The 3505-nt window shown below is 57.8% G+C and carries 2 protein-coding genes and 1 pseudogene; 2 read left to right on the top strand and 1 reads right to left on the bottom strand.

The features are described 5' to 3' along the window. Both VKV29_RS07340 and VKV29_RS07335 read left to right on the top strand, forming a co-directional pair. Window positions 1-719 (top strand): annotated as a pseudogene (locus VKV29_RS07340) (hypothetical protein); the annotation flags it as partial. Between the two features lie 11 nt (window positions 720-730). Further along, entirely contained in the window at window positions 731-2275 is a 1545-nt protein-coding gene (locus VKV29_RS07335; protein ID WP_324200655.1) for an aldehyde dehydrogenase family protein, read from the top strand. Window positions 2276-2876: 601 nt separating this feature from the next. Here the strand turns inward: VKV29_RS07335 and VKV29_RS07330 are convergent. After that, window positions 2877-3431 carry a peroxiredoxin gene (locus VKV29_RS07330; RefSeq protein WP_324200654.1) on the bottom strand — a complete coding sequence of 185 codons (555 nt, stop codon included), beginning with the start codon at window positions 3429-3431 and terminating at the stop codon, window positions 2877-2879. Window positions 3432-3505: the final 74 nt, after the last annotated feature.

Raw genomic sequence — 3505 nt, 5'->3', positions numbered from 1 at the left:
AGTTCTTTGCTGCAGAGCGTGAATACTACATGAAACGCAACCGGGCGGCGCGTTGGCAGTATGCGCGCCAGCAGGAGCTAGGGCTTGGCTGGGCCAATCACGACCACCATACCTACCGCTCGTCTAGGGAGAGTTTTGCCGATCTGATGGAGCTGTGGCGCACGTCCGGTTTTCAGTTTCGGGAGCGATTCTACGCCGGGGCCGAGGCCGGTTGGGGCGCGCAGGTTCTGGAGCATCCCGATAGTCGTGTGGTTATTTTTTCGGATGTTGATCTCTCGCCTGAAGAGCTTTTTGTAGATTTTGCCGAGCAGCCGCTTGAGCCACGCGACAGCCTAGGTACGATTGGGTTGTGGTGCGCACTGCACGGCGACAGCATCGGCGAGGCGGGAATGCACCACCTAGAAGCGGAATACGATTGGGAGCAGGTGCGGGCTTTGCTAATGGAAAACGGCTTTGGGGTGATGAAGCCTTTTACCGATCTCCCCATGTTGAAGCAGGCCTTCACCGAGCCGGAGATGTGGCCGGTGCGCGAGGAGCGCTGCAAGCGTTTACTGCAGAGGGGGCAGATCACCGAAAAGCAGGCCGAGCGCTTCCGCTGGCAGGGAGCGGCGGGCAGCCATCTGGAGATACTTCAGCGCTGGGAGGGCTATAAGGGGTTCAACCAGGCCGGCGTGAGCGCCATTATTCGCGAGACGGATGCCCGTAAGCTCGCGCAGTGAGGATGACAACCATGTATGACGGAAGAACCAACTACATTGGGGGACAGTGGTGTGCGGCAAGCAACGGCGCCACCTTCCCTTCCCTCAACCCTGCCGACACCGAGCAGATGATCGGCATCTTTGCCCGTTCGGGGGCGGAGGATGTGCGCCGTGCGGTGGAGGCCGCCGAACAGGCCTATCCGCAATGGAGCCGGGTGCCAAAGCCGGCGCGTGCCGCTTTGTTGCTGCGAATGGGGCGACTGTTGGAGCAGAACAAGGAGGGGTTGGCACGCCTCATGGTGTTGGAGATGGGCAAAGTGTTAGAGGAGGCTCGAGGCGATGTGCAGGAGGCTATTGATATGGCCTACTATATGGCCGGCTTCGGGCGTATGCCCGACGGCTATGTGGTGCCGAGCGAGCGACCCGACATCTATTGCGCCGCACGACGGGTGCCGGTAGGCGTGGTGGGCGTGATCACCCCTTGGAACTTTCCCATCGCCATTCCCTCGTGGAAGATTTTCCCGGCTCTGCTGGCGGGGAACACGGTGGTGTTTAAACCGTCTGAAGAGACGCCGGGGCTTGCCTGCCGCTTTGTGGAGCTGTTGATTGAAGCCGGCTTGCCTGATGGGGTGCTCAATTTAGTGACGGGCTACGGTTCGGAGGCCGGCATGGCGCTGGTGGAGGCGAAAGGGGTACGGGTTATCTCGTTTACCGGCTCAACTGCAGTAGGAAAACAGATCGCTTCGCGCTGTGGCGAGCAGATGAAACGGGTAAGCTGCGAGCTGGGCGGCAAGAACGCGATTCTCGTTTTGGAGGATGCCGATCTGGAGTTGGGGTGTAAGGGAGCTGTATGGGGCGCCTTTGCCACCTCCGGCCAGCGTTGCACTGCGGCGAGTCGCATTCTGGTTCAGCGAAGCATTAAACCACGCTTTCTGCAGGCCTTTTTGGAGCACGTTGCCCGTTTACGCGTTGGTTCTGGCCTCGATCCGAACGTAGAGGTGGGGCCGGTCATCAACCGGCACCAGCTAGAGCGCATCCACGAGTATGTGCAAATAGGAAAGGCGGAGGGGGCCGAGGTGGTTATGGGCGGAACCGTATTGACGGAGGGGGCCTATGCGAAGGGGTGCTACTATGCCCCCACCGTTCTCGATAGGGTGACCCCAAAGATGCGCATCGCCCAAGAGGAGATTTTCGGGCCGGTGACCGCCATCATGGAGGTTGACGATCTCGCCGACGCTCTTACCACCGCCAATGCCACTGCTTACGGATTATCGCTTTCGGTCTATACCGGCGATGTGCGCAAGGCCTTTCGTGCTATCGAGCAGTTGGAGGCCGGTTTAGTCTACGTGAATCTGCCCACAAGTGGAGCGGAGATTCAGTTGCCATTCGGTGGTGTAAAACAGACGGGAAACGGCTCGCGTGAGGCCGGTTGGGTGGCCATGGACTACTGCACGGAGTGGAAGTCGGTGTACATCAACTACAGCGAGGCCGGCGAGCTGGTGCGCGCCCAGATTGACACGCCGGTCTTATCTGACGGCGATAGTCTTAGCGGAGGAGGGGAAGGGCGTCGGCCTTGAGGGGAAGGGCGCCCTGCCCCAGAAAATCTTGCGATTTTCTGGGGACCCCTCTGTATCGGCCTTGAAGAGCCGGTGCTACGACTGTCATTTCTCGTGAAATAGACGCCTGTCATTTCGAGCCGAAGGCGAGAAATCTTGAGTTTCACTTCTCACCAGCTCTGAGGGGGGTAGGGGGTGAGGCTGATAGTCTCACGATTCTAGAGCTAGTTCACAGAGCAAGCCGACTTTACTCGCCCCCTATCCCGGCCTTTCCCCCGATTCGGAAGGAAGGGGACTGTCGTGATTAGTTTCCGAAAGGACGCGAATTAAAGGCAACTACAAGTAAGCTTGTTGATCTCCCCTCTTCCCATTGGGGAGGGGGTTAGGGTGAGGAGCTTAGTAGGGGGTACCCTATAGTGATTGCCTGTATTTGGCAGGCACAAGGCCTGCCCCTATAGTGCAGGGTGGTTTCTCGCGATGGCTGGAAGAAAACAGATAACTGATATTTTGCTCTTACGGGTTTTTCTTCTAGAAAAAGGGTTGGAAGGGGGAGGCACAGAGACCATAATGGCCGCCCCTCGCTTTGAAGAGGCGGCCGGTCTTTGTAGCATAAGGAGGGAGGTTAAACGTTCAGCAGCTCTTTGCCCGGTTTCCAATCGGAGGGGCAGAGACCGCCGGTTTGCAGGGCCTGAAGCACACGAAGGGTCTCATCGGTGCTGCGCCCGATGTTGAGGTTGTTGATAACGGCATATTGCAGAATGCCGTCGGGGTCAATGATGAAAAGCCCTCTCAGCGCCACACCCTCCTCTTCCACGAGAACGCCGTAGTCTCGTGAAACCTCTTTGGTGATGTCGGAGGCGAGAGGAAAATTGATCTTGCCGATGCCGTGTTGTTCCCGTGGGGTGTTCATCCAGGCGAGGTGCGAGTAGACCGAGTCGGTGGAGACGCCGAGAATATCGGCATCAAGCTCGGCGAACTCGTCGTAGCGATCGGAGAGCGCGGTGATCTCGGTGGGGCAAACAAAGGTGAAGTCGAGGGGGTAGAAGAAGAGGATCAACCACTTGCCTCGATAGTCTTTCAGGCTCACTTTGGTGCCCACGGTTTTGGGCGTATCGGTGGCTCTGGCGATGGGCATGGTGAAATCGGGTGCGGGTTTTCCTACTTTTGCATAGGCCATGGTATTTTTCTCCTCCGGTAGCTTTATGTTTGTAGTGGCAGATTGGGCTACAATTAGCATACCTTAGTAATGAA

The organism is Chthonomonas sp. (genome assembly GCF_035294165.1).
Classification (GTDB): Bacteria; Armatimonadota; Chthonomonadetes; order Chthonomonadales; family Chthonomonadaceae; genus Chthonomonas.
The sequence above is the reverse complement of the archived record's forward strand: the minus strand, read 5'-3'. Positions and strand labels throughout refer to the sequence as shown.

Coding starts and splice junctions, on each gene's coding strand:
- VKV29_RS07330 (WP_324200654.1), bottom strand. CDS start 3,431: ATGGCCTATGCAAAAGTAGGAAAACCCGCACCCGATTTCACCATGCCC.
- VKV29_RS07335 (WP_324200655.1), top strand. CDS start 731: ATGTATGACGGAAGAACCAACTACATTGGGGGACAGTGGTGTGCGGCA.